The organism is Nocardia sp. NPDC051052 (assembly GCF_044456045.1).
Lineage (GTDB): Bacteria > Actinomycetota > Actinomycetes > Mycobacteriales > Mycobacteriaceae > Nocardia.
Window position 1 is genome coordinate 508,403 of sequence record NZ_JBITFL010000004.1, and the last position, 23,924, is coordinate 532,326.

Genomic DNA, 23,924 nt, shown 5'->3' on the forward strand with positions numbered 1-23,924 from the left:
ACGTTCTCCGCCCAGTCCACAACCGGGACCGGCGCTGCGATCGCTGTCGTCACGGTGGCGGGCGTACACGGCGATTCCTCTGCCACGGCGGTCACCGCCGACGCAACGCTTCCGACTACCACGACGGCCGAAACGACAAGGGGCCAGCGTTGCCGAACAAGGTTGGAGTAGAACGTCGGCACGATCCCTCCCTTCGTTGAGTGTCGAACTCTACCGGTCACCCCGGTCGGCCGGCGATGGTTGAACAGTGCGGCATGTTCGGACGACAACCACGTTGGGCCGGCTTGACGCACAACACATTTCGCAGGCTCGACAGGCCTCATTTCGAGAACGGCCCCTGTTCTATCGCCGGCTCTGCGTAACCGTCAAGCGGTCAGCGCGCGCACGTCGGCGAGGCGCTGGACGCTCGTGACCGCGATGGCGATTCGAACGATGCTGAGCGCGACCCCCGCCGCGGCGGGCAGTGTGGCAGCACTAGTGGGTGCGAATACGAGCACGGCGGCGAGCGCGGTCATCAGCGAGACGTCGATGGTGATCGCGCCGACTGCAGTGACCAGCAAGCCGCGGGCCGCCGCGTGGCAGGATAGGCGGATCCATCGGCTGGCCGGTCCCATCGCGGCAGTCGTGTACGCGGCGAGTGGCTGCATAACGAGCGCGATCGCTACGAAAGTGGCGACACCGGCGACAGTCAGCCACCACGGAACAGCCGCGAACGACCCGGCAAACGCGGCGGCGAACCACGCCGTGCCGATCAGCGGCCCGGTCGCCATTAGTCCGAAGCCGTAACGTCGCACCCGGCGGGCGGCGATCTCGGGCGCGAATTCATTTGCCAGGCTGGCTGTTTCGCCGAATTCTGCGATTGCTGCGCGCTGTGCCTCGTGGAGGGGAAGGCCGCGTGCGCGATGGTACTCGACCGCCTCTGCGAGGCCGTCCGCGATCTCGGCGACGATCGCTGCCTTTCGTCCGAGGAGCCTCTTGTCGAGCTCGGCGAGGTAGTCGTCGATCATGTTGCCGGCCATGGTTTCTCCTCGTCGAGCAGTGCGCCCACTGCGGCCGCGAACTCTTGCCATGATCGGCGCTCGATGCCGAGTCGTCGTTTCCCGGCGACGGTCAGCTCGTATGTGCGGCGGCGTCGGCCGTGTTCGTCGGACCATCGGCCGTCGATGAGCCCGGCGCGCTCGAGGCGGTGCAGTGCTGGATAGATCGTTCCTTTCGGCAGGTCGAACCGGCCGCTGGTCTGCGTGCGCAGTGAATCGATGACGCCGTAGCCGTGTCGTGGGCCGGCTGCGAGCACGGCGAGGATCATTCCGTCGAGATGACCTTTCAATGCCTCCGCGCTCACAGGTAGTAACGCTACCCTCTGGGGCCGTGGTGATCTAGACTAAGGGTAGGAACGCTACCCATGCGGAGGTGGAGGTGCGTAGAACATTCGGCATCGTCGCGCTCGTGCTCGTCGCCGCGAGCTGCTCGCTCGACGGCGGACTGCCCAGACGACCAAGGCCGAGTTCGAACAGATCGTCTGGGTACGCAGCCGAACTTGCCGAGTTGCTGGCGGATCCGGCAGTGCGGCTCGAAGTGCTGATCGGATCTTCGATGCGTTGGCAAGCCGACCTCGACATTGGCAGATATGCGGTTCCTTCATCTCATCACCGGTCAGTCCGGCGGATTGCATCTACTGATCACGGGTCAGCTGAATTTGCACGGCAGCACGTGTACGGCATAGCGCATCGCGAATTGGTTCGATCACCCGTGATGTGCCGAAAAGAGGGAAGAGATATGGGCAGTTACCGTTCGATCGTTGTCAGTATGGATGGCACACGACGATCGCGGCATACCGTCGAGGCAGCCGCCCGACTGGCCCGTGATACCCGCGCGGATCTAACCGTAACCTGTGCCTACGGCGAGGTCTCGGCGCAGGATCGGGCATTGATCGCCAGGTGGCTCGGCAGGGATGCCTACAGTGTGAGCCCGGCGGCTGCCGCGGACGAACTCGTGCACGCGGCCGCGGCCTGTGCACGGGGGCAGGGCGTCGGACGGATCGTGGAACGCAGTATGCGCGGTGCGCCGGAAGAGACGTTACTCATGATCGCCGCCGATACCCGCGCGGACCTCATCGTCGTCGGTGACCGTGACTTCAGCAGTCGTTGGGATCGGATATTCAGGTCATTTTCTACCGAAATCGCACGTCGGTCGAGAACAGATGTGTTGATCATCAACTCTGCCGATCGATAAGTTGCCGGCTGAGGACGGCGGTCGAGGCGTACACCTGTCCAATACGGGAGTCGGGCCCACTTTCGTTTGCGCCGTGAGAACCCGATCGGAGCAATTTCGCCTCCGGCGGCGTCGGCGTAGAAAATGGCGTGGACGTCGTATCGGAACGGCACCGATGCGTTGCCCAACTCACGGATGCGCTCTGACGGGTCGTGGCGGCGGGTCATACCGATCTGGACTACCTCGCCGAACGCGCCGATGTTGAAAATGACGTAGACGTGGCCGATGCGAATGTCATTCTCCTGGTTGGTGATCGTGGTGAGCGCACGCTCCCGGGCCGTCAACCGTGCCCGCAGGTCTTCCGCGTCCGTGGTGTCCTTTTCGCCCGCGGGCTCCACCTGGATCCGGTAGCCCTCCAGCCTGTGGTGCGTCCATCGGCACCGATCCGCCGCGACGGCTTGGAGTGCCAGTGCGGCCGCGGATCTGCGGCCGCGAGGCTCTCGTCCTGTCGTCGCATCAGGACGGGTCAGTGTTCGACGTGGACGGAATACCTGCGGACCGTGGTCCGTTTACGCTATTGGTTGACATAGACACTGCTGAAGAAAGAGGCTCGACCGTGGAATTGGGACTCACGACGTTTGCCGAGCTGTATCCGGTCGGTGACCGGCCCGCGCCGAGTGCGGCCGAGCGGTTGCGCGAGGTGGTCGAGGAAGCTGTGGCCACCGAGCAGGCCGGGTTGGACGTTTATGGCGTCGGCGAGCATCATCGCAAGGATTTTGCGGCCTCTGCGCCGGCGGTCGTGCTGGCAGCGATCGCGGGTCGAACCGAACGTATCCAGCTGACCAGCGCGGTTACCGTGCTGAGCTCGGATGATCCCGTTCGGGTGTTCCAGGATTTCTCGACGTTGGACGGATTGTCGAACGGTCGCGCGGAGCTGATGGCGGGGCGGGGGTCCTTCACTGAGAGTTTTCCATTGTTCGGCCTCGATCTCAGTGACTACGACGAGGTCTTCGAGGAGAAGCTGGCACTGCTGCTGCATATCCGCAAGGATGAACCGGTCACCTGGTCCGGCAAGTTCCGCGCACCGCTGAGCGACGCCGCCGTCTACCCGCGCACCGACAATCGGCCGCTGCCGGTCTGGATCGCGGTCGGCGGCAGCCCCGAATCGGTGGTTCGCGCCGGACTTCTCGGTCTCCCGCTGGCCATCGCGATCATCGGCGGACAGCCGGCCCGGTTCAAGCCGCTGGTCGATCTGTACCACCGCGCGCTCGCTGAAGGCGGTCACGAGACGCAGCCCGTGGCAGTACACGCCCACGGCTACATCGCCGACACCGAAGAACAAGCCATCGCCGACTTCTACGAGCCCTACGCCCGAGCCATGAGCGTCATCGGCCGCGAACGCGGCTGGGGGCCGATGACCCGCGCCCAATTCGACGGCCTCCGCTCGCAGGAAGGCTCCCTGTTCGTCGGCAACCCCGACTACGTCGCCGAAAAAATCGCCGACATCCGCGACACTCTCGGTCTGGACCGCTTCATGCTGCACACCAGCGTCGGTACGCTGCCGCACGACAAGGTCCTGCACAACATCGACCTGCTCGGCGCCAAGGTCGCCCCGCAAGTGCGCTGAGCACCGAGCCAACCCTGTCGTGATGGCTCAACAGCACTGGTCCGGGCTGGCTGCGGCTCGCTCGGACGGGACGTGAGGTCGGCGAGCGCACCGGCAGCACGGTCATCGCCCGTACCCGCGAGTTGTGGTCGATGGTGCGCACGCAATACAGGGCGCCACTCTTGCGGGCTGTGTGCAGCTGCGGCAGGCCGTGAACGGACGGGGTCAAGCCGGGGATCGTCGTCGGAATCCGGCCCGGCCGATCGGCGTCCCTGGTTCATCGAGGTCAGCGGTCCATCGCTCATGGCAACCACCTCGCTACCTGGTAAATTCGCAGGTCGCAGGGGTGCCTCAGCGGCGTGTGGTGGAAAGGGGCCTGGCCCCGGTGCCGAGTCGGTCTGGCGCTTGGGCGCTCGGGGCGGGGTCCGATTACGCTGTTCGCTATGTCTGTCCGCACTCGCAAGCCGCTCGTCCCCGGCACCCAGTCGCCCACCCGCGAGGTTCCGCGCACGATCGAGCGCCCGGAGTACGCGTGGAAGAAGACCGTCAACGAGGGTCGGGAGCCCTGGGTGCAGACGGCAGAGACGATCGACAAGATGCGCATCGCGAGCAAGATCGCGGCGCAGGCGCTGGAAGAGGCGGGCAAGGCGGTCGCGCCCGGCGTCACCACCGACGAGCTGGACCGGATCGCGCACGAGTACATGTGCGACCATGGCGCGTACCCGTCGACCTTGGGCTACAAGGGCTTTCCGAAGTCCTGCTGCACCTCGCTGAACGAGGTGATCTGCCACGGGATTCCGGACTCGACGGTGATCGAGGACGGCGACATCGTCAATATCGACGTCACCGCCTACATCCACGGCGTGCACGGCGACACCAACAAGACCTACCTGGCCGGCGACGTGGACGAGGACGTCCGGCTGCTGGTCGAGCGGACCGAAGAGGCGACACTGCGGGCGATCAAGGCGGTCCGGCCCGGCCGGGCGCTGAACGTGATCGGCCGCGTCATCGAGTCCTACGCCAACCGATTCGGCTACGGCGTGGTCCGCGACTTCACCGGCCACGGCGTCGGCCCCACCTTCCACAGCGGCCTGGTGATCCTGCACTACGACCAGCCCGCCATCGAGTCGATCATCGAACCCGGCATGACCTTCACCATCGAGCCGATGATCAACCTCGGCGGCATCGACTACGAGATCTGGAACGACGGCTGGACCGTGGTCACCAAGGACCGCAAGTGGACCGCCCAGTTCGAACACACCCTGGTGGTCACCGACACCGGTGCCGAGATTCTGACATTGCCGTGACGGGAGTGGACCGCGCGGAAATTCGCATCCTGCCGTGAAAGGTGCCCTGCTCGTCGCGGGAACCACCTCGGACGCGGGCAAAAGCGTTGTGGTGGCTGGCATCTGCCGGATGCTGGCGCGGCGCGGGGTACGGGTGGCGCCGTTCAAGGCGCAGAACATGTCGAACAACTCCGTGGTCACCCCGGACGGCGGCGAGATCGGGCGGGCGCAGGCACTGCAGGCGCAGGCGTGCGGGCTCGAGCCGAGCGTGCGGTTCAACCCGGTGCTGTTGAAGCCGGGCAGCGATCGGCGCTCACAGCTGGTGGTGCGCGGTAAGGCGGTCGGCACGGTCGGCGCACGGGACTACTTCCAGCACCGGCAGCGGCTGCGCGAGGTGGTCGCCGACGAACTCGCTTCGCTGCGTGCCGAATTCGATGTGGTGATCTGCGAGGGTGCCGGGTCGCCCGCCGAAATCAATCTGCGGGCAACGGATCTGGCGAACATGGGGCTCGCGCGACCCGCGCGGCTTCCGGTGCTGCTCGTCGGCGATATCGATCGCGGCGGCGTGCTCGCCCACCTCTTCGGCACCGTCGCCATCCTGGAACCCGAAGACCAGCAACTGATTTCCGGCTTCGTGATCAACAAGTTCCGCGGCGACGTGGAACTGCTGCGTCCCGGCCTGGACCGGCTGGCCGAGCTGACCGGCCGTCCCACCCTCGGCGTGCTCCCGTACACCGACGACCTCTGGATCGACGCCGAAGACTCCCTGAGCACGCTCGCGGACGCACCGGTCGGCCGCCCGAGCGCGCCGGTCGGCACCGAGTGGCTGACCGTCGCCGCCATCCGGCTGCCGCGCATCTCCAACTCCACCGACATCGAGGCGCTGGCCTGTGAGCCGGGGGTTTCGGTGCGCTGGGCGAGCGAGGCGTCCCGGCTGGCCGGGGCCGACCTCGTGGTGCTGCCCGGCAGCAAGGCGACGGTGTCGGACCTGGCATGGTTGCGCCGCACCGGGATTGCCGACGCCCTGCGCGCACGGGCATCGTCGGGTGGGCCGATCCTCGGCATCTGCGGTGGCTACCAGATGCTCGGCAAGCGGATCGTCGACCCGATCGAGTCGGGCGCGGGCTCGGTCGACGGACTCGGCCTGCTCAACGTCGAGGTCGAATTCGCCGACCCGAAAGTGCTGCGCCGCACCAGCGGCCACGATGCAACGGGAATTCCGGTGCACGGCTACGAGATCCACCACGGACGGGTAACCGCGAACGCGGATCCATCCTGGCTCGACCTCGCCGGTGAACCGGAAGGCAGTGTGCGCGAAGCACTCTGGGGCACCCACCTGCACGGTCTACTCGAGTCGGACGAATTCCGCCGCACCTGGCTCCGCTCGGTGGCCACGGCGGCCGGACGCACGGGTTTCGTTGTCGCCGAAGACACTTCCGTCGCCACCGTGCGTTCGACCCAACTCGATCTGCTCGCCGACCTGATCGAGCATCACCTCGATCTCGCCGCGCTCGACCGTCTGCTCACCGAGGGCGCGCCCCTCGATCTGCCCACCCTGGCAACCCACGCGCTCCCCACTTCGGCAATCTCGCGTACCTGAACTGTTGACGCCACGTACGCTGCCCCTTACCTTTCAGTAAGGAATTCGGCTCCGGGTAAGGCACGCGGGGCGATGGGCGTGGGAGTAACACGGGTCGGTGAGCGAAGTGGCAGACAAGAAGTCCAACGGCAGGGCGGGAAACGTGGTGTCCGCGACCGTGACGAGCAAAGGGCAGATCACCATTCCGATCGACGTGCGGGTCGCGATGGGTCTGCGCGCCGGGGTCAGGGTCGCCTTCGTGCCCACCGTCAACGGCACCTACGAACTGGTGCCGGAGACCCGAACCATCAAGTCGCTCAAGGGCATAGTCGGCTGGTCCGGCTCGCCGATCGGCCTCGAGCAAATGAACGAGGCGATCACGGGAAACGTCGTGGAAGGCAAGCAGAAATGATCGGTCTGGACGCCAATGTGCTGATCCGCTACCTCACCCAGGACGATCCGGAGCAGTCCGCGCGCGCCAATCAGGTGATCGACGGACTCAGCGAGAGCAGGCCCGGCTACGTGACGATGATCGTGCTCGCCGAGATCCACTGGGTGCTGCGCCGCGGCTACAAGCAGGACCCGGAGGCGGTCACCGACGTGCTGCTCGGCCTGCTCGACTCGACCGAGATCGTGGTCGAACGCGCCGACACCGTGCGCCAGGCGCTGCGCCAGGCCGCCGACGGCGCCGATTTCGCCGACGCGCTCATCCAGCAACTCGGCCAGGAGGCGGGGTGCGACCTCACCGTCACCTTCGACCACAACGCCGGTGAACGCGCCGGTATGCGGCTACTGGCCTGACACGAAGACAGGACTTCGTTCAGGTGAGCCGTGTAGCGTCATTCGGCATGAAATCTCGGCAGATCACGGTGGGCGACCGGGCATGGACCGTGCGGGTAGACGGCCCGGAATCCCGGCACAGCGTGCTGCTGTTGCCCGACGCGAATGACCCGGCGGACGTCTACGACCAGGTATGTGCTCGATTGCACAATTCGGATCTGCGCACCGTCGTACTGGAGTCGATCGACGGTCTCGACGCCGCGGGCGTCACCGCGATCCTGGACCAGATCGGCGTGCCATGGGCGAACGTGGCCGCGCGCGGCACCGGCGCGGAACTGGCGTGGCGGGCCTGCGCGGCCGGATTCGGGCGCTTCATCAGCCTCGTGGTGGCCGATCACGGCCATCCGGCGGCTCCCGGCCCGGACGGGACCGTCGCCGACGCCACGGTCCGTCCAGTGGAGTTGCCGACCACGGTGCTGGTGACCAAGAACCTGCCGCGCTCGGTGGCCGACGCGTCGGGACGCTTCGTCTACGGCGAGTTCCGCGTGGTCGACATCGACGTCACCAATGTGGCGACCGAGGCCGACCACGAGCTGGCCACCGAGATCGTGCTACGCACCAGTACCTGGTGAGCTGGACTCGGCTCGATAGCCCGTCAGCCACGCCAGCCAGCTGTCGAGTTCGGCGAAGGCGTGCGCGAGCGGCTCCGCCGAGGACAGGAACACGTCGTGCTTGGCGCCGTCGATCGGCACGATGTTGGTGCGGTCGCCCAGGCAGCCCGACCAGCGCTGAATCTGCTTGACGTCCAACACCGCGTCGGCCACGTCGACGGCGGGGCCGTAGCGGCGGGCGAACTTCGTTATCCGGGAGCGCAGGATCAGCGATGGGACGCCGATGTCGAGCCCGGCGTGCAGTTGCGCGTGGCCGTTGCGGATCGCCCGCAGCCAGCCGAACCGAATCGGGAAGCCGTGCAACGGTTTCCAATCGAGGTTGTAGTCCCACTCGCCGGCCACGCTCTGATGCAGGCTGTCGCCGTAGGTGCTGACCTTTGCGCTCGGCAGCTCGAACATCTTCCGAAAACGCCCGAGTCCCTTGATGATCGGCGTTCCGACGGTCCGGTAGTAGGACGGCCCGTGCAGATCGAACCAGGGGCTGTTGAGTACCACGCCGGAGATCCCGGCCGCCGCCGTGCCGCCCGCCCGGTTGAGTCGATCCAGCCACAGCGGCAGGATCAGTCCGCCGGTCGAATGCGCGTTCAAGACGACCGGCCCGCCGGTCTCTTCCCGCACGATTCGCAATGCCTCGTTCAACTCGTCGTCATACAGTGCGAGATCGGTCACATAATGCGGTGTCTGCCCGTCGCGCAGTGACCGTCCGCACTTACGCAGATCCAGCGCGTAGAAGTGGTACCCGAGTGCCGCGAAATGTTCCGCGAGATGTTCCTGAAAGAAGTAGTCGGTGAACCCGTGCACATACAGCACGGCCCCCGCGGTGGCCTCGACCTTTCCGCCGGGCAGATAGCGCACCAAGGTGGCAACGGCCTCGCCTTCGCCGTCGGGATCCTGCCCCAAACTCAGCGTGCGCTGCTGGTACTTCTCGCCGAGGACATCGGCTTTCCACTGGCCATCGCCCTGGGTGTCGGTTATCGGAGCGGCAAGTGAAGTTTCCTTTGTCACATACACAATCTAGGTCACATTCGGCGGGTTCGGCGCCGAGGATCGACGTGGTGAGGTGCACAATTGAGGCTAGGTGAACGGCGGGTAACCTAGCTCCCGCCAGGGTTTACGAACCGGAACCGAGGCAATAACACGTAAGCACCGTGCCCAGGCAGGTCCACCCGCCCGGTGGGCCCGCGTAGAAGGACAAGGAAGTCGATCTAGCCGTGCCGAACGCTGCCATGACTGAAAAGACCGATGTTGTACTCATCGGCGCCGGCATCATGAGTGCCACCCTCGGTGCGCTGCTGCGCCAGCTGCAGCCCGATTGGTCGATCTCCCTGTTCGAGCGGCTCGACGCCGCCTCGGCGGAGAGCAGCGACCCGTGGAACAACGCGGGCACCGGACACTCCGCGCTGTGCGAACTGAACTACAGCCCGCAGAACCCCGACGGGTCGGTGGACATCAGCAAAGCCATCGACATCAACGAGCGGTTCCAGGTGTCGCGCCAGTTCTGGTCCTACGCCGTGGCGAACAACATCCTCGGTGACCCGTCCAGGTTCATCAACCCGATTCCGCACGTGAGCTTCGTGCACGGCGCGGATAACGTCGACTACCTGCGCAAGCGCTACGAGGCGCTGTCGCGGCATCCGTTGTTCGAGGGCATGGAGTACATCGACAGCCCCGACGAATTCGCGCGGCGGCTCCCGCTGATGGCGCGCGGTCGTGACTACTCCGATCCGGTCGCGCTGAACTGGACCGACGGCGGCACCGACATCGACTTCGGCTCGCTCACCAAGGAACTGCTCGCCTACCTCGGCGCCAGCGGCGCGGACCTGGCCTTCGGCCACGAGGTGCGCGACCTGTCCAAGCAGTCCGACGGATCCTGGCTGGTCAAGGTGCGTAATCTGCGCACCCGCGAAACCCGCACGCTCATCAGCAAATTCGTCTTCGTCGGCGCGGGTGGCGGTGCGCTGCCGCTGCTGCAGAAGTCCGGCATCAAGGAGATCGACGGCTTCGGCGGCTTCCCGGTGAGCGGTCAGTTCTTCCGCTGCACCAACCCCGACCTGATTCAACAGCACGAGGCCAAGGTGTACGGCAAGGCCGCCGTCGGCGCGCCGCCGATGTCGGTGCCGCACTTGGACACTCGCGTCATCAACGGCGTGCCCGGCCTGCTGTTCGGCCCGTACGCGGGCTGGACGCCGAAGTTCCTCAAGGAGGGCAAGCTCACCGATCTGTTCAAGTCGGTGAAGCCGAACAACCTGTTCTCGCTGCTCGGCGTCGGTGTCACCGAGCTGGGGCTCACCAAGTACCTGGTGAGCGAGCTGCTCAAGTCCGAGGCGGGCAAGGTGGACACGCTCAAGGAGTTCATCCCGCGCGCCGACGGCCGGGACTGGGAGCTGATCACCGCGGGCCAGCGCGTGCAGGTGATCCGGCGCAAGGGCGCGGGCGGCGTGCTCGAATTCGGCACCGCCGTGGTCGCCGCGGCGGACGGCTCCATCGCGGGTCTGCTCGGCGCCTCGCCGGGTGCGTCGACGGGGGTCACCGCGATGCTCGACGTGATGCAGCGCTGCTTCCCCACCGAGTACGCCGGTTGGGCACCGAAGCTGAAGGAGATGATTCCCTCACTGGGCGTCAAGCTGTCCGAGGACCAGGCGTTGTACCGCGAAGTGTGGGATTGGACGTCCAAGACGCTGAACCTGACGGGTGGCACAGATAACACGCCCAAGCACGCGGGGGTCGCGGCAAACCGCTAGGTGTGATAGCAACAGGCGATGATGTCAACGGTTGCTCTCAAACGGTCATGGGCGTTGGATCTCGACAACGCCACCCTCTATCAGCTGTTGAAACTTCGCGTAGAAGTCTTTGTCGTGGAGCAGAAGTGCGCGTATCCGGAACTGGACGGGCTCGACCTGTTGCCGGAGACCCGGCACTTCTGGCTCGATGACGAGGGTGAGGTGATCGCCACGCTGCGGTTGCTGGAGGAGCACGAGGACGGGGTGAAGTCCTTCCGCATCGGCCGCCTCTGCACCGTTGTCCCGGCACGCGGCCACGGCTACACCACCCGCCTGCTGCAGGCCGCGCTCGCCGAGGTGGGCTCGGCGACCGTGCGGTTGAACGCGCAGACCTATCTCGTCGACATGTACGCCAAGCACGGGTTCAAGCCCGACGGCGAGGAATTCGACGAAGACGGGATCCTGCACATTCCGATGCGCAAGGGGTGATCGTCGGGCCGTTGTTCGGCCGCCGCCCTCGTCGCAGACCTGCGACGAGGGCGGTTGTCTGTTCGGGGCAGGGCAGCGTCGGTCGGCGGGGTGAGCGCGCATAGAGTTGGGGCGTGTCTTTGTCCCATGCCGAAACAGTGCCGTCGCCGCACTCGCCGACCGGATCACGCACGCGTACGGCGGGCGACGGGGAAGCAGGTTTTCCGTTCTCCGCCGTGGTCGGTCAGGAGCGACTGCAACTGGCGCTGATCCTGTGCGCGGTACACCCCGGCATCGGCGGTGTGCTGGTGCGCGGCGAGAAGGGCACCGCGAAGTCGACCGTGGTGCGCGCGCTGGCGCAGCTGCTGCCGCCGGTGGTCGACGAGACCGGTGCGCGGCCCGCGCGGCTCGTCGAGCTGCCCGTCGGCGCCACCGAGGATCGCGTGGTCGGCTCGCTGGATCTGGAGCGGGTGCTGCGCGACGGCGAGCAGGCGTTCCGGCCCGGACTGCTGGCGGCCGCGCATCACGGCGTGCTCTACGTCGACGAGGTCAACCTGCTGCACGACCATCTGGTCGACGTGCTGCTCGATGCCGCGGCGATGGGCCGGGTGCACATCGAGCGCGACGGCGTCTCGCATTCGCATCCGGCACGATTCGTGCTCGTCGGCACCATGAATCCGGAGGAGGGTGAACTGCGCCCGCAGCTGCTGGACCGGTTCGGGCTCACCGTCGACGTGGCGGCCTCGCGGAACGTGGACGTCCGGATGACGGTGGTGCGGCGACGCCTCGACTACGAAGCCGATCCGGCGGGGTTCGCCGAGAGCTACGCCGGCGCGGACCGGGCGGTGGCCGAGCGCATCCTCGGTGCGCGGGATCGGGTCGCGCGGGTCGGGCTGGATGACGGGGAATTGCGTCGAATTGCCGCGCTGTGCGCCGCATTCGACGTCGACGGCATGCGCGCGGACCTGGTGGTCGCGCGGACCGCGACGGCGCACGCCGCGTGGCGTGGCGTGGACGCGGTCACCGAGGAGGATGTGCGGATCGCCGCCGAACTCGCGCTGCCGCATCGGCGTCGGCGTGATCCGTTCGACGAGCCGGGGATCAGCGAGGACCAGCTCGACGACGCGATGCGCGAGGCCGCCGAGGAAGTGGATCGTGAGGCGCAGTCGCCCAGCGACACAGACGAATTCGAGTCGAGCGAGCAGGGGCCGGAGCGGGCGAATCAGCCGGAGTCCGAGGATCTCGGCACTGATCAGTCCGCCGCTGACGGGGATCAGAATCCGGACGATGACCCGGACTCCCCGCCCGACGGTCCCGGCAGCGGGCAGCGGCCGAGTGCTCGCGAAGGACGCAGTGGCACACCGGCTTCCGCTGCCGCGTCGCCGCCGCGCTGGGAAGTGCCCGGCATCGGAGAAGGAGCTCCCGGTCGCCGCTCCCGAGCCGAGTCACGGCACGGCCGGGTCGTTCGTCCCAGCACCGATACCTCCACCGGTCTGCACCTGCTCGGCACCGTCTTCGCCGCCGCGCCGCATCAGCGGTCTCGTGGCCGGGGCGATGGTCCGCTGAAGTTGGCTGCCGAGGACCTGCGTGGCGCGTATCGCGAAGGGCGCGAAGGCAATCTGGTCGTTTTCGTGGTCGATGCTTCCGGGTCGATGGCGTCCAGGGATCGACTGTCCGCCGTCACCGGCGCGGTCGTCACGTTGCTGCGCGATTCCTACCAGCGGCGCGACAAGGTCGCGGTCATCACCGTGCGTGGGCAGGACGCCGAACTTGTGCTGCCGCCGACGTCTTCGGTCGATATCGCCGTGCGCCGGCTGTCGGCGATGCGCACCGGCGGCAAGACGCCGCTCGCCGCGGGGTTATTGAAGGCGCGCGAGATCGTGCTGCGGGAGCGGGTCCGCGACCCGCGTCGCCGCCCGATGTTGGTGCTGCTCACCGACGGTCGTGCCACCGGCGGGATAGATCCGCTGCCGCGCGCCCGCGCGGCGGCGGCCCGGCTCGCGAACGATCGGGTCACCTCGATCGTGGTCGACTGCGAGCGCGGGATGATTCGGCTCGGTCTCGCGGCCGAGCTGGCGCGCGAACTGCGCGGTGGATACCTGAGATTGGCTGAACTGACCGGGGATTCGGTCGCCGACGTGGTGCGCGCGGGGGCTGGGCGGTCTGGCCCGGCGTCGGTGCGCGCGGCTTGACGCGCAGCCGGTGGCCGGGCGTCATTGCGCGGGAGTTCGGTGCCTGCGAGACCGGCGTCGGTGGCTGACACCCGTTTCGGGTAGTTGTGGGCTGGTCTCGCTGTTCGGGCAAGGTGCTGGTGCGGACCAGTCGGTGGATCGGCGCGACGATGTGAGCGGCTCGACGATGAGTCGTGGACTGACAAGGAGATTCGATGCCTAAGGGTGTTCCGGAGACCGTGCCCGACGACGGACTCACCACGCGTCAGCGACGGAATCAGCCGGTGCTCGCGGTCCATACGGGCCCGGGCAAGGGCAAGTCGACCGCGGCGTTCGGGATGGCGCTGCGCGCCTGGAACCAGGGTTTCGATGTCGCGGTGTTCCAGTTCGTGAAGAGCGCCAAGTGGAAGGTGGGGGAGGAGGCGGCCTTCCGCACCCTCGGCACCCTGCACGAGCAGACCGGCGCGGGCGGCGCGGTCGAGTGGCACAAGATGGGCGAAGGCTGGTCCTGGACCCGCAAGCCGGGCACCGACGAGGACCACGCCGCCGCCGCGCTGGCCGGGTGGCAGGAGATCGCCCGCAGGCTGAAGGACGAACAGCACCGCTTCTACGTCCTAGACGAATTCACCTACCCGCTCAAATGGGGCTGGGTCGACCTCGACGAGGTCGTGGACACGCTCACCAACCGCCCCGGCAACCAACACGTGGTCATCACCGGCCGCGACGCCCCCCAGGCCCTCATCGACGCCGCCGACCTCGTCACCGAAATGACCAAGCTCAAGCACCCCATGGACGCCGGCCGCAAGGGCCAACGAGGCATCGAATGGTGAACTCCCGCACCTTTTCTCGGGATCCGTACCAGGTGTGGGGCCCTAGAGTCGGTGCGGATCCCGAGAGAGAGTGCGGATTCCGCCGCTGCCGGGTTGCCGTCGGCGCACCACACCGGACCGCGGCGGGCTTTGGGGCGAGTGGCGGCGGTTATTGGGTGCCACTCGTCGAGCGAGTGCGGGATGGGGGTGCCTGGTGAGTGCGGGCGTGCCCGCTGTGGTGATCGCCGCTCCGGCTTCGGGGAGTGGGAAGACCACGGTGGCGACGGGGTTGATCGGGGCGTTGGGGCGGGCCGGGCATCGGGTTGCGCCGTTCAAGGTGGGGCCGGATTACATCGATCCCGGGTATCACGGGTTGGCGGCGGGGCGGCCGGGACGCAATCTTGATCCGGTGCTCGTTGGGGCGGAACGTGTGGTGCCGCTGTATCAGCACGGTGCGCGGGAGTGTGATCTCGCGGTGGTCGAAGGCGTGATGGGGCTGTTCGACGGTCGCATCGATGAGAACCATGCCGGCCCGGTCGCCGAAGGGTCCACCGCGCAGGTCGCGAGTCTGCTCGGCGCGCCCGTCGTGTTGGTGGTCGACGCGCGCGGGCACAGCCAGAGTTTGGCGGCGCTGCTGCATGGTTTCGCGACCTTCGACAGCAGTGTTCGGCTCGGCGGGGTGATCCTGAACCGGGTCGGCAGCGAACGGCATGATCAGGTGCTGCGGGCTGCGTGCGATCGGGTCGGATTGCCGGTGCTCGGATCGCTGCCGCGGCTGGCCGAATTGGAGGTGCCCTCGCGGCATCTCGGGCTGATCCCCGCGGTGGAGCACGGAGCCGCCGCGACCGCCGCCGTGTCCGCGATGACGGATCTGGTTGCGGCCCATGTAGATCTGCCTGCGATCGCCGCGCTGGCGCGTTCGACCGCGGCCGGCCCGGCCTGGGACCCAGTTGCCGAGGCGCACGAGAACGGTGCAGGCAGTCCCGATGTCGCCGCGCAGGCCGGGGCCGACAACTCGACTGGATGGAACGACACCAGCTCGGGCCCGTTGATCGCGATGGCCGGTGGTCCCGCGTTCACCTTCGGCTATGCGGAGCACCGCGAGCTGTTGCTGGCTGCCGGCGCGCAGGTGGCGGTGTTCGATCCACTACTTGACGAATTGCCGGGCGGTACAGCAGGTTTGGTCCTCCCCGGCGGTTTTCCGGAGGAGCACGCGGCCGAACTGGCGGCGAACACCGCCTTGCTGACCGCCGTGGCGGAGCGGGCCGGGCGGGGGATGCCGGTGCATGCGGAATGTGCGGGATTGCTGTACCTGACACGCTCACTCGACGGACATCCCATGGCCGGGGTGATCGACGCCGACGCCGAGTTCGGCCCCCGCCTGACCCTCGGCTACCGGGATGCGGTGGCGCTGGCGGATTCCCCGCTGTGGCGCGCCGGGGAACGCGTCCGTGGGCACGAATTCCATCGGACCCGCCTGACCACCGCAGCCGCAGGCAACCCGGCCTGGGGCTGGCACGGCAGCGACGGCACACGCGTACGCGAGGGCGCGCTCGTCCGGCAGGTGCACGCCTCCTACCTGCACACCCACCCCGCCGGAAACCCCGAAGCCACAACCCGTTTCGTCGAAGTCGCGGCGGTGTACGCGGGTGCCCGTGCCAGTCGTTGAATCTGTTCGACAAGACGACTACTGCCGAAATGGCACGCCGCCGAGCCTCGGCCCGCGTGTGACACTCTCCATTGTGCTCAGCTCGAAAGGTGATCAGTGACTGAACTAGCTGTCGGCCTGGGCTTGCGTCCCGGCACCCCCGCGGATCGTATCGTGGCGGTGGTACGCAAAGTGTTGGGCTTCAACGAGATCAGCTGCCTGGCGACCATCGACCGACGGGCAGAGCCCGGTCTGATCGAAGCGGCAGCCGAACTGGGCGTGCCGATTCGCACCTATACCGCCGCTGAACTGGCCGAAGTGCCGGTGCCCAACCCGGACTCGCGAACGGTGGCCGCGGTCGGTACCGCTAGTGTCGCCGAGGCCGCCGCCATCCTCGCCGCCGAGGGCGGCATCCTGGTCGTCCCCAAACGCACCGTTCACGGCGTCGTTATCGCTGCGGCACAACGCGACGCACCCGCGCCCGACCGTCAGCGCACATAGCCGCCGCGGCTGCCCGGGCCACACCGTGTATTGAATCAGGTGAACCGACAGACACCGAGTGGTTTGATGACGAAGTGGATATCCGAGGGATCGATAACGTACTGGTTCCCGTGGGCAACCTGGCCGCGGCAGTGGAGTTCTACGAGAACCAGCTAGGGCTCTCGGTGCGATTCACAGTGCCGGAGCGCGGGATCGCGTTGTTCGGAGTCGCGGCGGAAACACCGGGCATCATGGCGATGGTCGACCCCGCCGCAGGCCAAGGCGCCCCGCCTGCGATGCGGGTCTGGCTGGAAGTGCCCGACGCCCAGGCCGCCGCGGCGGAGCTCGAAGCGCGCGGTGTCGAAATGCTCACCGCGCCCTTCGAAGTCGCGACCGGATGGAGTGTCGAGGTGTCCGATCCATGGGGCAATGTGATCGGCCTGACCGACTACCTCAAGCGCCCCGAGCTGGCCCGGCCCGCGTACTGACCTACGGGGCGACCGAACCCCAGTCGGCGAAGCCGGTGGGATCGTGCCGTCCGAGGCTGGCGTGCTCGAACAGGCCCCAGCCCTCCGCGTCGCCGCAGCGGGCGTGGGCCACGTGATCGATGACGCCGTAGGGAATTCGGGCGGCGATGGCCGGGTCGGTCAGGTCGTACGTGCTGGACAACGACCAGTCACGCCCCTTCCACTGGCCGTGCAGCCAGTCCGGATCGCCGCCGTACCCGCAACCGACATGCAGCGGCACATTGGTGCCCGTGGTCACCTCGATCTCCAGCGGCTTCCCGTCCGGCGTGGTCAGTTCGAGCCGCGCGCCGACGGGAATCCTGGTGCCGGAACGGTAATCGATCGAGATGCGCGGCCAGCCGAGCTGCTCGGTGCGCCCGTCCGGCCAGATCCGCACGGCATCGTTCAACGTGCGCTTACCGTCCGGCTCCTCCTGCACGATGATCACGATCGCGAAATCGTCGAACCGCAGCGGCACATACATCCACCAGAAACCGCCGGACGGCTCACTGGCCATCCGGCCGGGCGGCTCGCTCTCGCCGACCGGGCGGATGCCCCACGACCGATCCCGGGTGCCGGTCCACACGGCCGGGTCGACGGTGATGTCGTCCCCGTCGACGTGCAGCGTCCCGGCCCACGAGCCGACCTGCGCGAACCTGCTCGCCTCGATGATCGGCCGATTGCCCGACAAGATCAGGTGCGGCTGCTCCTGGACGGTGGGGAAGGCACCCTCCCAGGTGAGGTCGAACGACAGCTCGTCGTGCTCGCAGATCACCCGGAGCCGCTGCAGCGGCTCGACCACCTCGATGCGATAGCCGCCGACCCGCTGCTCCAAGCCGCGGTCACCGAGCGCGTCGGAGAAGCGAACACTGCGCTGCACGTCGCCGCGGCGGACGAGGGCGTAGGCGTCGGTCACGCCGAGGTTCGGGTACACCCCGAACCCGGTGATGAAGAAGGTGCCGCCGTCGCGATTGTGACCGTTGAAATAGCTGCGGTCATAGAAGTTTCGGTCGCTGCTGGCCACCCGGGCCAGCGATAGTCCGGTCTGATGAATTGGGTACTCGTCCAACGGAACTGGCATGGCTTATCTCAATCCCACTCGTAGGTTCCATCGAGCAGCCGCTCCAGGCTGGCTCGGTGCATCACATAGTCGTCCCGGTCCGGGGTGTCGGTGTCCTCGCCGAAATGGATCATCCGGCGCTTCACCCTGGCCATCACGATGCCGTGCCGCAGCGCGGCGTAGATGATGTGCCATTCCAGGTTTCGCACCGAATGACCGGTGAGCTCTTCGTATTTCGCGACGACGTCGGCGCGGCGCAGGAAGTCGGGCAGTCCCGGCTGGTCGAACCGGGTGGCGATGTCCTGGAAGAACCGGTGGATGAAGATCACCCAGGCGACGTCGAGTTCGCGCGGACCCAGCGCGGCCATCTCCCAGTCCAGCACCGCCGCGGGCTCGAAATCGCGGTAGATGATGTTGCCGGGCCGCGCGTCACCCCAGCTGAGCACGTCCGGTCCGGGATCGGTGGGCCAATTCTCGTCGAGCCAGGCGAAAGTTTGCTCGAGCAACGGGATCTCGAAGCCGTCATCGGCCAAAGCCCAGCGGTACCAAGCCTTCTGGGCCTCGACGTGCCTGCGCAGCGACTGGCCCGGCCCGCGCAGGGCCGGGAAGTGGACCGCCGGATCCGGGATGGCGTGCACCTTCGCGATCACCTCGACGGTGTTCGCGGTGAGTTGCGCGCGTTCCGCCGCGGTCGCGTCGAACAGCCAGCCGATGAACACGTACGGCGGGTTGTCCGTCGGGACGCGTCCGTCGACCCGTTTCATCACGAAAAACGGTGTGCCGAGCGCCTTCTCGTCTTCTTCGAGCCAGCACAGCCCCGGCACCGGTACGTCGGTGGCCGCGGCGACGGCGGCCATCACCTGGTACTGGGTGGCCAGATCGTAGGTCTCGAACACCGGGAACGACCCGGTCTCCGGCGCCATCCTGGCGACGAACGACCCGCTCTCGTGCCGCCCGTCCACGCTCCACTCGGCGTCGAAAAGGATGGAGGTGCTCGACATTCCGCCCGCCTGCGGGCGCGACAAGTTGGAGACCTTGGGCGGGTGATCGGCGGAGACCCTCGAATCCAGCCAGCGCGCCAAGTCCTCGGCGAGCACGTCGAGATCGCGCTCGCTCACGGTCAGCTGCTGCCGCTTGGCGGGATCCGGATCTTCGGCCATCGTTGTCCTCCTGACGCCATGAAGCGCGGGCGTGCCTGCGCACAGCCCACATCGGCGGCGGTCCGCCGCGATACGCGACAGTAACTCGTTCTAGTCGGGCCGTGGGCGGAAAAGATCGAGGTTCGGCGAACCCGCTCACTAGCCGGAACCGGGCCTTGACATGGGAGTACCGCGCCTGCCCGGCCGATCAGCTCGCCCTGCGCGGGCTGGCACCACCGGCTAGGTGTGGCTGGCACGTACGACTGATGAGGGAGGTAAAGACCAGGGGTTTCCTGGAGGTCCGCGCACCGCGCCAATCGATACCGTCGGTTCGTCATGAGTATTCGGATCGGGAGGGTTCGTTGTGAATGCTGTCAGTACGGAATCGGTCGATCGGGACAGCGTCACGAAGGTCTCGGACATCGAGAGTGCGAACTCGAGGTGGAACCTGTTGACCGGCATCGCCTTCCGGTTCTGCTTCACCTACTTCGGCCTGTTCTGCCTGATATTTTCGCAGTTCCTGTTCGTGTTCGCCGGAGTGCTCGGTCCAAAGCTCCCCGAGCGCGCGATCAATGGATTCCTGTATCCGCTGAGCCCGGTCTGGGAATGGGTCGGACGGCACGTCTTCGACGCGGACGTCCAGCTGCATCTGGATTCCGGCAGCGGCGACCAGGCGATCATCTGGGTATTCCTGTTCAGCATCCTGGTAGTCGCCGTGCTGACGACGGCGCTGTGGACCGCGCTGGATCGCCATCGCCCGAACTATCAGCGGTTGCTCGCCTGGTATCTGCTCTTCCTGCGGCTCTGCCTCGGCGGGCAGATGCTCTTCTACGGCATGGCCAAGGTCATTCCGTCCCAGATGCCGCAGCCGCCGCTGGCCACCCTGCTCACGCAGTACGGCGACTTCACCCCGGCGGCCGTCCTCTGGATGCAGGTCGGTAGTTCGCCCGTCTACGAGATCCTGCTCGGCTGCGCGGAAGTGCTCGGTGGCCTGCTGCTGTTCCTGCCGCGGACCGCGACGCTCGGCGCGATGATCAGCCTGGTGAGCATGATGCAGGTGTTCATCCTGAACATGACCTTCGATGTGCCGGTGAAGATCCTGGCCGGTCACCTCATGCTGATCTCGCTGGTGCTGCTCGCGCCGCAGGCCGGGCGACTGGCGAAGGTGCTTGTGCTGCAACGGTCGTCGGAGCCTGCCACGCAGCCTGAGCCGTTCCGTTCGCGTCGCGTCCGGTTGATCGCGGTCGGTGTGCAGGCGGTGCTCGCCGTGTGGGTGCTGGTCGGCCAAGTGCAACCGGACATAGAGTTCTGGAACGAAAGTGGCGGAGCCGCGAAGCCCGCACTGTACGGGATATGGACGGTGTCGGAGTTCAGTCAGGACGGTCAGCCGATCCCGCCGCTGACCACCGACCAAGACCGTTGGCAGCGGGTGGTTTTCGACATCGGCGGCATGACCTATCAGAAGATGGACGGCACACTGGTGCCGGTCGTCGGCGCGGTCGACAGCCAGGCACAAACCCTCACGGTGTCCCAGGCGGCAGGTGACACCTTGCCAGGTGGCATCGCGCAGGCGCAGCCGACCCAGCTCGCTTCGTTCACCTACAGCCAACCCACACCGAACCGGTTGAACCTGGACGGCCAACTCAACGGCCACCACGTCACCCTCGCGCTCGAACAGGTGGACCTGAAGTCGTTCCCGTTGCGCAGCACCGAGTTCAAGTGGGTTCAGGACTACCCTCACTTCAGCTGACGAACGCAGCCGCACGCTATCAAGGGCGTGCGGCTGCGGGTGCCGGTACGACTTGCGATGGAGGGGGGACTCGGGGATCTCCCGGAGGCGGAACCTCGTTCGGCTGGATACCGTCGGCTTACGGGACGTACGGGGATCTGGAGGTTCGTTGTGACGGCGGTCGGTGTGAAAACGGTCGAGCACGATAGCCCTGGTGAAGCCGCGCACCCCGAGTGGAGCCTGTTGACCCGCATCGCGTTCCGCTTCTCTTTCGGCTATTTCGTGCTGATCTGCGTGGGATTCGGGTTGCCGCTCGTCTACGCCGGGATTTTCGGCAAGCAGCTCCCGGCCTGGGCATCCCAGGGGTTGTTGTACCCGCTGAGTCCTGCGCTCGAGTGGGTGGGCAGGAGCGTCTTCGGGGCCGACGTCGCGCTGCACCTGGATTCGGGCAGCGGCGACCAGGCGATCATCTGGATCTTCGTGTTCTGCATCTTGGTAACAGCCGTCGCGGCGACCGTCGGGTGGTCCGTGCTGGATCGACGGCGCCCGAATTACCAAGCGCTGCACGCGTGGTTCCTGCTCTTCGTCCGGTTGTGCCTTGGCGCGACGATGCTGATCTACGGGTTCGGGAAGCTGATTCCCTTGCAGATGCCCGAGCCGTCGCTCATGAACTTGCTCACGCCCTATGGGAATTTCCCGCTGACCGGTGTGCTGTGGCTGCAAGTCGGCAGCTCCCCCGTCTACGAGATGTTGCTCGGCTCCGCGGAAGTGCTCGGCGGACTGCTGCTGTTCCTGCCGAGGACCACGACCCTGGGCGCGATGATCAGCGTGGTGAGCATGGCCCAGGTGTTCGTGCTGAACATGACCTTCGCTGTGCCGGTGAAGATTCTGTCGTTTCATTTGCTGCTGCTGTCGCTGGTGGTGCTGGCGCCGCAAGCGAAGAGGCTGGCGAACGTGCTTGTCCTGCAACGTTCGACGGATCCGGCGCGGCAACCGGAGCTGTTCCACGCGCGACGGTGGCGGCGGGTGGCGATCGCCGGGCAGGTCGCGCTGCTGCTGTGGGTGCTGGTCAGCATCGTCCCCGACGATCTGAAGGGCTGGAAAGAGGCCGGCGGAGGTGCGCCGAAGCCACCGCTGTACGGGATTTGGGCGGTGTCGGAGTTCAGCCAGGACGGTCAGCCCGTCGCGCCGTTGACGACGGATCAAAATCGTTGGCGGCGGGTTGTTTTCGACATCAGAGGGATGGCATACCAGCAGATGGACGGCAGACTGGTTCCGGTGCGCGGCGTCGTCGACAGTGCGGCGCACACGATCACGGTGGCGCAGGCGGCGGGTGACGATGTGCGTGGGAAGCGTGCGCCGACTCCGATCGGGACCTTCACCTACAGCCAATCGGCACCGGATCGGTTACGGCTGGACGGTCAGCTGCGCGGCCACCAGGTGACTCTGTCGCTCGAACAGGTGGACCTGAAGTCGTTCCCGTTGCGCAGCACCGAGTTCAAGTGGGTCCAGGACTACCCCCACTTCAGCTGACCAACTGTGTTCAGCCGATCGTGATGGCGTCGAGGCGGGTGCGTAGGAAGGCCGCGGAGACGACCGGGGGTCGGCCGGTTACTCGGCCGATCGGGGGTTCGAGTGGGGTGACGACGGCGTCGTGGTCGAGTTCGTAGAAGTAGATGAGGGACACCAGGTCTTCCGCTGGCGCTTGCGCTTGCGGTGGCAGCACCCGGTGCCGGCCGGACGGCCAGCGTTCGCCGCTCCAATAGGCAAGCAGGTCACCGATATTCACCGTAAGGGCGGCGGGGTCGTAGGGTGCGTCGGCCCAGCCTTCCACCTCGGTGAACACCTGCAGGCCGCCCGCGCCGGGCTCGCGGTCCAGCACGGTGACGGTGCCGAAATCGGTGTGCGGGCCGATCCGGAACTGGCCATGCTGCGGTGCGCCGACCACGGTCATCGGCGGGTAGTGGTTGATGTTGCAGGTCCAGGTGGGGCAGGCGGCCAAGGACTGAAAGGGGTTGGCGGGCAAGTGAAGTGCGGCCGCGAACAGGGCGAGTAGTTCGTCGGACAGGATGTGTGCGGCGGCGGTGTAGGCGGTCGCCAATTCGCGGAGCTCGAGCACCTCGTCCGGCCAGACGTTGGGCAGGAACCAGACGTCGTCGACCCGTCGATCGCCGGTCGCGGTGTCCGCGCCGATGGCGAAGGTCTCCTTCAGATCGGGCGGCGTCTCGGTGCCCTCCGCGTAGCCGTTGGCCTCCTTGCCCGGCCCGATCCACCCGCGCCCGCCGACCGTGACGGCGTACTTCTCCTTCACCGCGTGCGGCAGCGCGAAGAACCGCCGCGCCGCCGCGCGCACCTGGCCTGCCAGACCCTCCGGTACGCCGTGCCCGTGGACCAGCAGGAACCCGGCGCGACGCAGCCCCTCGTCCACCTCGCGCTCGACCTCGGCGGCCGCGGCACCGCCGGTTCGCCACCGGGACAGATCGATCGATGCGATCGCGTTCATCAACGTCTCACTCTCTGCTGCGGCAGGTCAGGTGTTCATTGCGGCTCGACCTCGTCGGCGACGCCGATGTCTTCGTTCCAGAGCGCGGGGTTCTCGGTGATGAACTTGGTCATCATCTCGACGCAACGATCGTCCTCCAGAACCGTTACCGCGACACCGTTCTCGGCCAGCCAGTCGTGGCCGCCGTAGAAGGTCTGCGATTCGCCGACGAGCACCGAGCCGATGCCGAACTGGCGGACCAGGCCGCTGCAGTACCAGCACGGCGACAGGGTGGTCACCATGATCGTCGACCCGTAGTCGCGGCGGCGGCCCGCGGCGCGGAAGGCGTCGGTCTCGGCGTGCATGCTGGGATCGCCGGACTGCACACGGCGGTTGTGGCCGCGGCCGAGCAGCGTGCCGTCGGCGGCGAACAGCGCCGCGCCGATCGGGATGCCACCCTCGGCGAGCCCGAGCCGCGCCTCGTCGTAGGCCACCTCGAGCAGTTGTCGTGCCGGTATCGACTGCGTCATTGGATGTTTAGCGCGGATACCCCCTCGTTCACCACGAGGGGGGAAGCGC

Annotated in this window: 23 protein-coding genes and 1 pseudogene; 16 read left to right on the plus strand and 8 right to left on the minus strand. The window is 66.9% G+C overall.

The features are described 5' to 3' along the window. Positions 1–365: 365 nt before the first annotated feature. Both ACIBCN_RS16340 and ACIBCN_RS16345 read right to left on the minus strand, forming a co-directional pair. Positions 366–1,019, minus strand: a complete 654-nt coding sequence (locus ACIBCN_RS16340; protein WP_396992352.1) for a permease prefix domain 1-containing protein — start codon at positions 1,017–1,019, stop codon at positions 366–368. After that, positions 1,004–1,342 (minus strand): PadR family transcriptional regulator, encoded by a 339-nt coding sequence (locus tag ACIBCN_RS16345; RefSeq protein ID WP_396992337.1) that lies wholly within the window; start codon positions 1,340–1,342, stop codon positions 1,004–1,006. The genes ACIBCN_RS16340 and ACIBCN_RS16345 overlap by 16 nt, the downstream gene beginning before the upstream one ends. 464 nt (positions 1,343–1,806) lie before the next feature. Between ACIBCN_RS16345 and ACIBCN_RS16350 the strand changes: the two genes are divergently transcribed. Then, a complete protein-coding gene (locus tag ACIBCN_RS16350) occupies positions 1,807–2,232 on the plus strand; it encodes a universal stress protein (protein ID WP_396992589.1) in 426 nt (141 codons plus the stop codon). 140 nt (positions 2,233–2,372) lie between these two features. Here ACIBCN_RS16350 and ACIBCN_RS16355 read toward each other — a convergent pair. Then, a pseudogene (locus ACIBCN_RS16355) lies at positions 2,373–2,609 on the minus strand (GIY-YIG nuclease family protein); the annotation flags it as partial. A gap of 218 nt (positions 2,610–2,827) precedes the next feature. Between ACIBCN_RS16355 and ACIBCN_RS16360 the strand changes: the two are divergent. The 6 genes from ACIBCN_RS16360 to ACIBCN_RS16385 all read left to right on the plus strand — a co-directional run bounded on the left by ACIBCN_RS16360 (position 2,828) and on the right by ACIBCN_RS16385 (position 8,094). Further along, on the plus strand, positions 2,828–3,838 hold the full coding sequence (locus ACIBCN_RS16360; protein WP_396992353.1) for an LLM class flavin-dependent oxidoreductase: 1,011 nt from the start codon (positions 2,828–2,830) through the stop codon (positions 3,836–3,838). 422 nt (positions 3,839–4,260) lie between these two features. Next, a complete protein-coding gene (map, locus tag ACIBCN_RS16365) occupies positions 4,261–5,124 on the plus strand; it encodes a type I methionyl aminopeptidase (RefSeq protein ID WP_379284638.1) in 864 nt (287 codons plus the stop codon). 34 nt (positions 5,125–5,158) lie between these two features. Then, the gene (locus ACIBCN_RS16370) at positions 5,159–6,703 is read left to right on the plus strand and encodes a cobyric acid synthase (RefSeq protein WP_396992354.1); all 1,545 of its coding nucleotides are present in this window, start codon (positions 5,159–5,161) and stop codon (positions 6,701–6,703) included. 97 nt (positions 6,704–6,800) lie between these two features. Beyond that, a complete protein-coding gene (locus ACIBCN_RS16375; RefSeq protein ID WP_396992356.1) occupies positions 6,801–7,094 on the plus strand; it encodes an AbrB/MazE/SpoVT family DNA-binding domain-containing protein in 294 nt (97 codons plus the stop codon). Beyond that, positions 7,091–7,483 carry a PIN domain-containing protein gene (locus tag ACIBCN_RS16380; RefSeq protein WP_150405688.1) on the plus strand — a complete coding sequence of 131 codons (393 nt, stop codon included), beginning with the start codon at positions 7,091–7,093 and terminating at the stop codon, positions 7,481–7,483. The genes ACIBCN_RS16375 and ACIBCN_RS16380 overlap by 4 nt, the downstream gene beginning before the upstream one ends. A 47-nt stretch (positions 7,484–7,530) precedes the next feature. Then, a complete protein-coding gene (locus ACIBCN_RS16385) occupies positions 7,531–8,094 on the plus strand; it encodes an alpha/beta hydrolase (protein ID WP_357378528.1) in 564 nt (187 codons plus the stop codon). On the opposite strand, the gene ACIBCN_RS16390 is transcribed toward ACIBCN_RS16385, so the two are convergent. After that, complete coding sequence (locus ACIBCN_RS16390; RefSeq protein WP_396992357.1) at positions 8,074–9,138, minus strand: alpha/beta hydrolase; 1,065 nt, start codon at positions 9,136–9,138, stop codon at positions 8,074–8,076. The genes ACIBCN_RS16385 and ACIBCN_RS16390 overlap by 21 nt on opposite strands. Before the next feature lie 206 nt (positions 9,139–9,344). Here ACIBCN_RS16390 and mqo point away from each other — a divergent pair, with 206 nt between their 5' ends. From mqo to ACIBCN_RS16425, 7 genes are all read left to right on the plus strand, one after another. Continuing rightward, the gene (gene mqo / locus ACIBCN_RS16395) at positions 9,345–10,874 is read left to right on the plus strand and encodes a malate dehydrogenase (quinone) (protein WP_396992358.1); all 1,530 of its coding nucleotides are present in this window, start codon (positions 9,345–9,347) and stop codon (positions 10,872–10,874) included. A gap of 18 nt (positions 10,875–10,892) precedes the next feature. Continuing rightward, complete coding sequence (locus ACIBCN_RS16400) at positions 10,893–11,342, plus strand: GNAT family N-acetyltransferase (RefSeq protein ID WP_396992359.1); 450 nt, start codon at positions 10,893–10,895, stop codon at positions 11,340–11,342. A 137-nt stretch (positions 11,343–11,479) separates the two neighbouring features. Continuing rightward, complete coding sequence (locus tag ACIBCN_RS16405) at positions 11,480–13,513, plus strand: magnesium chelatase subunit D family protein (RefSeq protein ID WP_396992590.1); 2,034 nt, start codon at positions 11,480–11,482, stop codon at positions 13,511–13,513. A 194-nt stretch (positions 13,514–13,707) separates the two neighbouring features. Then, positions 13,708–14,322, plus strand: coding sequence for a cob(I)yrinic acid a,c-diamide adenosyltransferase (cobO, locus tag ACIBCN_RS16410; RefSeq protein WP_396992360.1), 615 nt, complete (start codon positions 13,708–13,710; stop codon positions 14,320–14,322). Positions 14,323–14,515: 193 nt separating this feature from the next. Continuing rightward, a complete protein-coding gene (locus ACIBCN_RS16415) occupies positions 14,516–15,970 on the plus strand; it encodes a cobyrinate a,c-diamide synthase (protein ID WP_396992361.1) in 1,455 nt (484 codons plus the stop codon). Positions 15,971–16,066: 96 nt separating this feature from the next. Further along, positions 16,067–16,450 (plus strand): cobalamin biosynthesis protein, encoded by a 384-nt coding sequence (locus ACIBCN_RS16420; protein WP_396992362.1) that lies wholly within the window; start codon positions 16,067–16,069, stop codon positions 16,448–16,450. A 74-nt stretch (positions 16,451–16,524) separates the two neighbouring features. Beyond that, positions 16,525–16,917 carry a VOC family protein gene (locus tag ACIBCN_RS16425; RefSeq protein WP_396992363.1) on the plus strand — a complete coding sequence of 131 codons (393 nt, stop codon included), beginning with the start codon at positions 16,525–16,527 and terminating at the stop codon, positions 16,915–16,917. A gap of 1 nt (position 16,918) precedes the next feature. Here the strand turns inward: ACIBCN_RS16425 and ACIBCN_RS16430 are convergent, their stop codons facing one another. Continuing rightward, positions 16,919–18,016, minus strand: a complete 1,098-nt coding sequence (locus ACIBCN_RS16430; RefSeq protein WP_396992364.1) for a hypothetical protein — start codon at positions 18,014–18,016, stop codon at positions 16,919–16,921. A gap of 8 nt (positions 18,017–18,024) precedes the next feature. After that, positions 18,025–19,155, minus strand: a complete 1,131-nt coding sequence (locus ACIBCN_RS16435; protein ID WP_396992365.1) for a phosphotransferase family protein — start codon at positions 19,153–19,155, stop codon at positions 18,025–18,027. Positions 19,156–19,585: 430 nt separating this feature from the next. On the opposite strand from ACIBCN_RS16435, the gene ACIBCN_RS16440 reads away from it, so the two are divergent. Together ACIBCN_RS16440 and ACIBCN_RS16445 are read left to right on the plus strand one after the other, a co-directional pair. Further along, positions 19,586–20,884, plus strand: a complete 1,299-nt coding sequence (locus ACIBCN_RS16440) for a DoxX family protein (protein ID WP_396992366.1) — start codon at positions 19,586–19,588, stop codon at positions 20,882–20,884. Between the two features lie 150 nt (positions 20,885–21,034). After that, complete coding sequence (locus ACIBCN_RS16445) at positions 21,035–22,396, plus strand: DoxX family protein (RefSeq protein ID WP_396992367.1); 1,362 nt, start codon at positions 21,035–21,037, stop codon at positions 22,394–22,396. Between the two features lie 10 nt (positions 22,397–22,406). Here the strand turns inward: ACIBCN_RS16445 and ACIBCN_RS16450 are convergent, their stop codons facing one another. Together ACIBCN_RS16450 and ACIBCN_RS16455 are read right to left on the minus strand one after the other, a co-directional pair. After that, entirely contained in the window at positions 22,407–23,366 is a 960-nt protein-coding gene (locus ACIBCN_RS16450) for an isopenicillin N synthase family dioxygenase (protein ID WP_396992368.1), read from the minus strand. A 35-nt stretch (positions 23,367–23,401) separates the two neighbouring features. Beyond that, on the minus strand, positions 23,402–23,875 hold the full coding sequence (locus tag ACIBCN_RS16455; RefSeq protein ID WP_396992369.1) for a nucleoside deaminase: 474 nt from the start codon (positions 23,873–23,875) through the stop codon (positions 23,402–23,404). Positions 23,876–23,924 lie beyond the last annotated feature (49 nt).

Excerpts from the sequence above, each read along its gene's own strand:
- ACIBCN_RS16450 (WP_396992368.1), bottom strand. The coding sequence starts at position 23,366 with ATGAACGCGATCGCATCGATCGATCTGTCCCGGTGGCGAACCGGCGGT.
- ACIBCN_RS16350 (WP_396992589.1), top strand. The coding sequence starts at position 1,807 with ATGGATGGCACACGACGATCGCGGCATACCGTCGAGGCAGCCGCCCGA.
- ACIBCN_RS16430 (WP_396992364.1), bottom strand. The coding sequence starts at position 18,016 with ATGCCAGTTCCGTTGGACGAGTACCCAATTCATCAGACCGGACTATCG.
- ACIBCN_RS16385 (WP_357378528.1), top strand. The coding sequence starts at position 7,531 with ATGAAATCTCGGCAGATCACGGTGGGCGACCGGGCATGGACCGTGCGG.
- ACIBCN_RS16435 (WP_396992365.1), bottom strand. The coding sequence starts at position 19,155 with ATGGCCGAAGATCCGGATCCCGCCAAGCGGCAGCAGCTGACCGTGAGC.
- ACIBCN_RS16400 (WP_396992359.1), top strand. The coding sequence starts at position 10,893 with ATGATGTCAACGGTTGCTCTCAAACGGTCATGGGCGTTGGATCTCGAC.
- cobO (WP_396992360.1), top strand. The coding sequence starts at position 13,708 with ATGCCTAAGGGTGTTCCGGAGACCGTGCCCGACGACGGACTCACCACG.
- ACIBCN_RS16340 (WP_396992352.1), bottom strand. The coding sequence starts at position 1,019 with ATGGCCGGCAACATGATCGACGACTACCTCGCCGAGCTCGACAAGAGG.
- ACIBCN_RS16455 (WP_396992369.1), bottom strand. The coding sequence starts at position 23,875 with ATGACGCAGTCGATACCGGCACGACAACTGCTCGAGGTGGCCTACGAC.
- ACIBCN_RS16380 (WP_150405688.1), top strand. The coding sequence starts at position 7,091 with ATGATCGGTCTGGACGCCAATGTGCTGATCCGCTACCTCACCCAGGAC.
- map (WP_379284638.1), top strand. The coding sequence starts at position 4,261 with ATGTCTGTCCGCACTCGCAAGCCGCTCGTCCCCGGCACCCAGTCGCCC.